Source organism: Terrisporobacter muris, from assembly GCF_024621905.1.
GTDB classification, from domain to species: Bacteria; Bacillota; Clostridia; order Peptostreptococcales; family Peptostreptococcaceae; genus Terrisporobacter; species Terrisporobacter muris.
In genome coordinates this window covers 1-7,760 of record NZ_JANKBY010000165.1, presented here as the reverse complement: position 1 = coordinate 7,760, position 7,760 = coordinate 1, and the positions used below count along the sequence as shown (strand labels likewise).

Annotated in this window: 7 protein-coding genes; 5 read left to right on the top strand and 2 right to left on the bottom strand. The window is 28.8% G+C overall.

Annotation, left to right across the window (positions count from 1 at the left end; genetic code table 11):
- The 3 genes from NSA58_RS12475 to NSA58_RS12465 form a co-directional block, all read left to right on the top strand.
- Nucleotides 1-710 (top strand): AEC family transporter (locus NSA58_RS12475; protein ID WP_257560515.1); only part of this gene is annotated, 710 nt, incomplete at its 5' end.
- A 118-nt stretch (nt 711-828) separates the two neighbouring features.
- Nucleotides 829-2,082, top strand: coding sequence for a tetratricopeptide repeat protein (locus NSA58_RS12470; protein WP_052232994.1), 1,254 nt, complete (start codon nt 829-831; stop codon nt 2,080-2,082).
- A gap of 138 nt (nt 2,083-2,220) precedes the next feature.
- Nucleotides 2,221-3,708 carry a hypothetical protein gene (locus tag NSA58_RS12465; protein ID WP_074429772.1) on the top strand — a complete coding sequence of 496 codons (1,488 nt, stop codon included), beginning with the start codon at nt 2,221-2,223 and terminating at the stop codon, nt 3,706-3,708.
- A gap of 281 nt (nt 3,709-3,989) precedes the next feature.
- Here NSA58_RS12465 and NSA58_RS12460 read toward each other — a convergent pair whose 3' ends face one another.
- Together NSA58_RS12460 and NSA58_RS12455 are read right to left on the bottom strand one after the other, a co-directional pair.
- On the bottom strand, nt 3,990-4,622 hold the full coding sequence (locus NSA58_RS12460) for a biliverdin-producing heme oxygenase (protein ID WP_074079564.1): 633 nt from the start codon (nt 4,620-4,622) through the stop codon (nt 3,990-3,992).
- Between the two features lie 306 nt (nt 4,623-4,928).
- Nucleotides 4,929-5,762 (bottom strand): collagen-like domain-containing protein, encoded by an 834-nt coding sequence (locus NSA58_RS12455; RefSeq protein ID WP_139045067.1) that lies wholly within the window; start codon nt 5,760-5,762, stop codon nt 4,929-4,931.
- A 218-nt stretch (nt 5,763-5,980) separates the two neighbouring features.
- Here NSA58_RS12455 and NSA58_RS12450 point away from each other — a divergent pair, with 218 nt between their 5' ends.
- The gene (locus NSA58_RS12450) at nt 5,981-6,529 is read left to right on the top strand and encodes a hypothetical protein (protein ID WP_039679860.1); all 549 of its coding nucleotides are present in this window, start codon (nt 5,981-5,983) and stop codon (nt 6,527-6,529) included.
- A gap of 289 nt (nt 6,530-6,818) precedes the next feature.
- Nucleotides 6,819-7,760: CorA family divalent cation transporter (locus tag NSA58_RS12445; RefSeq protein ID WP_257560514.1), on the top strand; the 942-nt coding region annotated here is incomplete at its 3' end.

The window sequence follows — 7,760 nt, the reverse complement described above, 5'->3', positions numbered from 1 at the left end:
GTACACTTTATAGTGGAATAACACTAGTTGTGGCTATAATAATATCTAAACTTTTACTAAAACCACTAAAAAAAGAAGATAAATATATAATTCAATTTTCAAATGTATTTTCAAATTGTGGATTTATGGGATTTCCAATTATAGAAGGTCTATATGGTAAAGAAGGATTAGTTTATGCATCTATATTTAATGTTTTATTTACTATATTTATGTGGACTTATGGAGTAGGTTTGTTCACAGGAGGTATTAACAAGAAAAATGTAAAAAAAGTGTTTGCAAATCCTTCTATTGTAGCTGTTTTTATTGGAATAATTATTATGGTATTTGGAATAGAGATTCCATCAATTATAATGAAGCCAATAGAAATGGTAGGAGGAATTACTTCTGCACTTTCTATGATTATTGTCGGTGTGATTTTGTCCAATGTAAATTTTAAGGAATATATGAAGGATATTTCTTTGTATTACGGAGTGTTTTTAAAACTTTTGGTTGTACCTATTATAGTATACATTATCATGGCTGCTCTTCCAGGTCCTACAAAGGTAATGAAGATTATTGTATTACTTCATGCTATGCCAACGGCTGCTATGTTGCCAATTTTTGCTGAAAGTTTTAACAAAGATAAGGAATATGCGTCGGTACTATTATTTATGAGCACTTTATTTTGTGTAGTTACTTTTCCTGTGGTACTTTTAATTGTAGGGCAGTAGAATCAAAGAATTAATTCATGTGAATCTAAATGTATGAGATACAGATATGATTTATGATATAATACCTAAGTAAATATAATGATTTTGTTAATACAAATGATACTTAGAGGTGAAATACATGAGTAATTTAGACAATGACATATACGAATTTAATAAAATAGATGCTTATAACAAATTACAAGAAGCAGTACAATATTTTTGTGGAGAGAATAAAGAACAAAATTTTGATAAATTTATGGTTTTATGTAAAATGTCAGCTCTTCAAGATAATTCCCATAGTCAATATATAATGGGTATTTTTTATGAGGATGGAATAGAAGGATTGGAAAAATATTTCCAAACAAAAATAGAAGCAGATGAAAAGTATTATAAAATGACAAATAGTAAAAAAGCTATGAAGTGGTATGAAAAATCAGCAAATCAAGGATATAAAGATGCACAATATGCTCTAGGAAATATGTATTTTAAAGGAATAGATATTGATGTGGATTATGAAAAAGCTCTTTATTGGTTTAAAAGCTCTAAGACAGAGTTTGCTTGTTTTTATGTTGGATACTTGTATGAAAAAGGATTAGGTGTAAATCAAGACTACAACAATGCAATTAAATGGTATGAAAAATCTGCAAACCTTGGAGACTCAAATGCAGCTTATAATTTAGGTGTTATGTATAAAATGGGTCAAGGTACTGAGATAGATTATAATAAAGCCATAGAGTGGTATGAAAAAGCAGCTGAGAAAAATAATAAAAATGCCCTTTGTAACCTGGCTATGATGTATAGATATGGTGAAGGTGTAGAAGTAGATTATAATAAATCCATAGATCTTTATAAAAAAGCTTCTAAGCTTGGAAGTGAAGTAGCTATGTATCAATTGGGATATATGTATAATCAAGGCATAGGTGTAGATGTTGACTTTGAGCAAGCTAGAATATGGTATGAAAAATCTGCAAACTTAGGATATTCTGATGCTCAGTGTAATTTGGGGTATATTTATCAAGAAGGACTGGGAATAGAGAAAAACTACGAAGAAGCAATAAGATGGTATGAAAAAGCTATAGAGCAAAATGAATCAATTGCAAAAAGTAATTTAGCAGAAATGTATATTTTGGGACATGGAGTGGAAGTTGACTATGAAAAAGCTTTAGCTCTTTATGAAGATGCCTTAAATGATGCTAGAATCATAGATGATGAAGAAGAAATATCTATAGTCTTATTTAATATCGCTGAAATGTACGAAAAAGGCTATGGAATGAAAGTTGACTATGAAAAAGCAAGAGAGCTATATGAGGAGTCTGCATCTTATGGTCTAGAAGAAGCTATAGAAAAACTTGATAATTTAAAAACTAAAATCAAAAATAATACAACAAATTAGAATTGGTGACAACTAAACCATTAAATAACAAATAAGTTTTCATAAAATATAGAAACAAATTGACGAAGATAATCATATATTGATATAAATAGGTATGCATTTAATGCCTATTTATATCAATAACAAGTTGGTGATATAATGTATAATTTTAAAAGTTTAACACCTGAAAATGGATTAGATTACAATAATCTAGAAAATGCTAGACAAAATAATTATTGTTGGTCAATGAGCGAACTAGATGATTATATATATGTAGGTACCGGTAGAAATATATTACTTGTAATTATTCAAACTTATTTTGGAGATTCTCTAAATATACCAACATCTATATATGTTCCAAATCAAGACAATAAAGCTGAAATTTGGAGATATAAAAAAGACTGTCCAGATTCTTGGCAAAAAGTGTTTACAGTTGAAGATGAAAAAGAATATGGATTTAGATATATGGTTAATTTTAAACCTTTCAACGGAAACCCAGCTCTTTATGCCGCATCTGCCGCTACAGAGGGATATATGCAAGTATATAAATCTGTTAATGGTACAGTGTGGGAAAAAGTATTATCTGATGTTAAACCAAATAGTACTATAACTGGAACTTCATCAAGAGCTATGGTAGTTCATAAAGACAAGTTATATTTAGCAGCAATAGATGAAACTGGTCAAGGTCCAGAGACTTTGTTGTATAGTAGTAAAGATCCTGAATTCTTCCCTTGGAAGCTGGAAACACCAGAGGGTACAAATCCAAATAAAAACCCTCAAGGTGGAATAACAAATATGGCTGTATTTAATAATCGCATATACGTGGCAACAAGTACAGAAAATGGTATTCAAGTATGGAGAACTAATAAAGAGGAGCCTAAAGTTAATGATTGGACACTAGTAGTAGATAATGGCTTTGGTGATGAAGATAATGTATATCCATTGAGCATGGGAGTGTTTAAAAATCATCTATATGTTAGTGGAACTAAAGAATTACCTTTAGCATGGGCTATACCAAGAGGTTGCGATATAGTAAGAATAGACAAATATGATGATTATGAAGTTGTAGTAGGTCCAAATAGTGTATCTGGAATTTTGTCAGGATTCTATAATCCATTTAACGTATATGCTTGGCAAATACAAGAATATAATGAAAAACTATTTATAAGTACCTTTGATGACGCTACAAATATGCAACTTATATTAGAATTACTATTAGCTAATAAAGATAATTTACCATTACCAGAATTTATAGTAGATATTTTAATAGAAATATATGAGTTAGTAGTAGAACTATTAAATGTATTTAAATATCCTTTTGGATTTAATTTATATGTATCGAGAGATGGACTAGATTTTGAACCAGTTTTCTTAGATGGACTGGATAATAGATATAATTATGGTGGAAGAATACTATATGTAGATAGTGAAGATGATTTATATATAGGTACAGCAAATCCATATCAGGGATTAGAGGTTTGGAAAGCTTTCAAGTGTAAATATAATTGTTGTAATAATAACAATGAATATGATTTTGAAGCAATCAAAGAAGAACTTGAAAAACGATTTATTAAATTACAACCATATAAATCTCAAATTCAAGAGTTTTTACAACCAATGTTTACTAGATATAATTTTAGAAAATAGCGTGTCAAGTAACTTTATGACTTGATACCATCGCCAAAAGTAATAACGTTTTTGACAGTTTATATCAAGAACTATTATCGTCAAGTATATTATATAAATTTAAAGCGTACATGAAATATATCAAAATGACAAAGGCAAAATATGTAATAAATTAAAAAAGGAGTCTATAAGTCTCCTTTTTTAATTAAAAATAATAACTTACCTTAATTTATACAAAATTAGTTTTTATAGAATACTCATTTTGTACAAAACAATTACTAACCATAATCATTTTCTAGAATTTATCTAGTTTTTTTACCATATAATTTTGCATCTAGCTCACAAGAAATTGCCAAATTATATATGTATGCATTTGACACTTCAATCAGCATTTTTTCTTCTAATTCTTTAGATAATTTTATCTTGCCTATTTTCATTCCATACCCCATTACATAGCTTCTTATATCTTCTATACCATTCATATTGTAATAGTTTAAGCCCTCTGGAGCTATCTCGTATTTATCACTTAATAATTGATAAAAAGTTCTTCCTCCAAATAAATCTGCTAAAAATCTAGTATAAGCATAAGCAACTACAAGTTCTGGATTGCTATCACTTATTTCTTTCATTCTTTCTACAAAAGCTACTGTGGAAGCTAATAACTCGTATTTTTCTCCTGCAAAATATTTTAAATCTTTCTCTATTAACTCGTATCTATAAAGCTCTTTTGTTGAAAATTCTTTTACTACTTCATTATCTAAATTATTTTCAATAGTATCTTCGATTGCCTTATACATAGCACTTAAATTAAATAAATATTCTGCATAGCCTTCTTTTGATGCTGTTCCATCTACTATTTTTTTTATAAAACCTGTATGTTCAGATGCTTCGTGAAGAGCCCATGAACCTTGTTTCATTTTCATCATCAATTCCATAAATTTACCTCCAAAAATATTATTGTCATAGACTATTATTCCTAAAAAACATATAATTTTTCATTAATATGATATTTTATTAATATAACTTTTCTATCTAACAAAAAGTTTGCTTTATTTGAGCGACTTATTTGCGCAACGAGCAAGTGAAATACTTCATTTATGAAAAATTGATAATCATTCCATCAACAATATATCCTAATTACCACTTTAAGCTACTGTGTAGGTGCTATTAAAACCACCTTACTTAAAAAGAGATGTCTCTTTTAATGATAAAAAAATCATTTAGAGACATCTCTTTTTATACTATTTTTTATTTTGGTATTTTTTCTTTTTATATTCATATTCAGGTATTGTAGTAGGAATAACAGTTCCAGGAGTACCTGCAGGGCCTTGTGGACCTATAGAACCTTTTGGTCCGGCTGGGCCAATTGGCCCTGTTTCACCTTTTGGGCCTTGTGGTCCAGCTGGTCCTTGTGAACCAGTATCTCCTTTAGGACCCATTGGACCCATTGGTCCTGTTTCACCTTTTGGTCCTTGTGGACCCATATCTCCTTTAATTCCCTTACTTGATGCTCCAGGTATTCCAGGAGCTCCAGAAGGGCCTTGTGGACCTATATCACCTTTATCTCCCTTAGGACCTTTTGGACCGGCTGGGCCCATTGGTCCCATTTCACCCTTTGGTCCTTGTGGACCCATGTCTCCTTTTTCGCCTTTTGGTCCTTGTGGTCCAGTTGGTCCTTGTAAACCAACACAACTAGCTTCATTACATAATGGGTTAATATAAACTTCTTTACCTAAGTCTACATATTGAATAGAACTTAATTTAATATAAATAGGACCTTTTCCAGAAGAAGTTTTGCCCATAACAGCACATTGATTAACTTGGCAAACTTTTAATCTTAATATACAATCGCTTCCCTCTAATTTTAACCCCACAGTTCGCCCAATAGAGCAACATAAAATATTAAAAATTTGAAAATCTCCACAGTTTAAAGGAATTATACACATAGGGCAAGATGATGAATCCATTTTACCAGAGCAGTAAACTTTTTTATTTTTACAAGCTTTATCTGCGTTTAATTCCTTACATGAAGACAAATTGCAAGAATTACATTTGTTTGTACAGTTTTTGTCCATAATATTACACTCCATGTTGATTATTTTTAGTAGAACTTCTACGTACTATATTTATATGATAAAAATTATAAAATGGCACAGTGATGATAATATTTAAAGGATATATTAAATATAGGAATAAGCGATTTTATGTAGAACTATACATATAAGACACTCTAGATCTAAAAATAGACTAAATATTTAAAGATAGATTACTATATATTATTTGGGGTGATTATATGATTAATAAAACTAAAGTAAATGAAGATGAAAAGATAATAAAAGATATTTGTAAAAAATTAGATAAACTAGTAGACAGCATAGTACATATAGATCCAAACTTTACATATATAGGTTCAAAAAGAAAAGGTTATTACAGTATTTATAATAAAAATAACTATGGCAAAAACATACATTTAAACTTGAATTTCAGATTGTATTACCCAGACAAAAAATCCTTCTACTATTATAAAGAAGCTAAAAATTTAAAAGGTAAAGATTTTAATAAATACATAGAATACAAGTACAATGATAGTAAAATACTTTATGCAAAGATAGAATGGTTTTCTGTAAATCCCACAAGAAAGGGTATAGGAAGTAAGATTATAGGTAGTTTTATTAGCTTATTAAGGAGCATCGATGATATTGAGTTTATTTTACTTACACCTAAAAATGATGCAGCTAGAAGTTTTTGGTCTTCAAATAAGTTTGTTTGCGAGGATTACGACCTGCTTATCGACAAAAGAGTAAAAATCTCTGCTTGTAAGAGATTAGTTCATAAACTTTAAATTTATTATTATAATATATCAATTTATAAGGGTGTATCAAAAATGGTACATCCTTTATGATTACTAGAAAGATATAATAAAAATGCCCATTTTTAGCATTACGAACATTTGTTCTTGTACGGTAAAAATAGCATTTTTTAACTTTAACATAGTTTTTTGTTTACATAATAATATTACAGCAACTTTTTGTTTTAATCTAGAAATATTTAACACTGAATAATAAACTAAAAAAAGATAAAACTAAATTAATAGTCATAATTTAGTTTTAACCAAGGAGAGAAATATATAAATGCATATATTAAACCTAAATACAAAGAAAATAACCAAAAATATAGATGAGATTCACTTTAATGAGGATTACCACTTTATCATATGTAACCCCTGGGAGTTAAAATTTTTCAAAAACACTTTAAAAATAAATAATCAAGCTTATAAAAACTGTCTTTCTTATCATGAAAAAGTAAGTGTAAATATCTTAGATGATTATATATTTTTTACTTTAGCTAATTTTCAAATAAACGAAGAAGATATCCTAATAGAGGAGATAAACATCTTCTTATCAGAGAAATATATTCTTATTCTTATAAGGAAAAAAAACGATGTATATGAGCAAATAAAACAATTAATGCGTGAAAATTTCTATTATAAATCAAACCTAACCTTATCTTTATTCACTATATACTCTAGTATTCTTAGAATCATCATCTCTAATCAGTTTGAGAATTTGGAAAGGGTAGAGGAGATAATACTAGAAATAGAGGATGATATTATAAATGAAGTAAATGAGGATATATCTAGCAAGATAAGTCATGTAAGATCCATATGCAGATGTTGTGTAAAAAACATCAGGCCTTTAACGTATATGATGGATACACTACTGAAAGATGGCATGGAGTTTTTCTCAAAGGAAAAGACTAGAAATAACTATTTGGAAAAGGAATATGAGAAGCTTTTGCAGGGACTAGACTTATCTATAGATAAACTTTATAGTTTTTCTTTAAGCACTAGAGAATTGGCAGATAAACTATTAGATATATATTCTTCAAAAGTTTCAGAGAAGACAAATAACCTAATAACCAGGCTTACGATTTTTACAGGTACTGCTGTACCCATAAGTATAATTACTGGTATATATGGTATGAACTTTAAATACATGCCTGAGTTAACTTATGAATATGGATATGGAATTACTATCTTAGTTATTTTATTAATAATAATTATAAGTTTTATT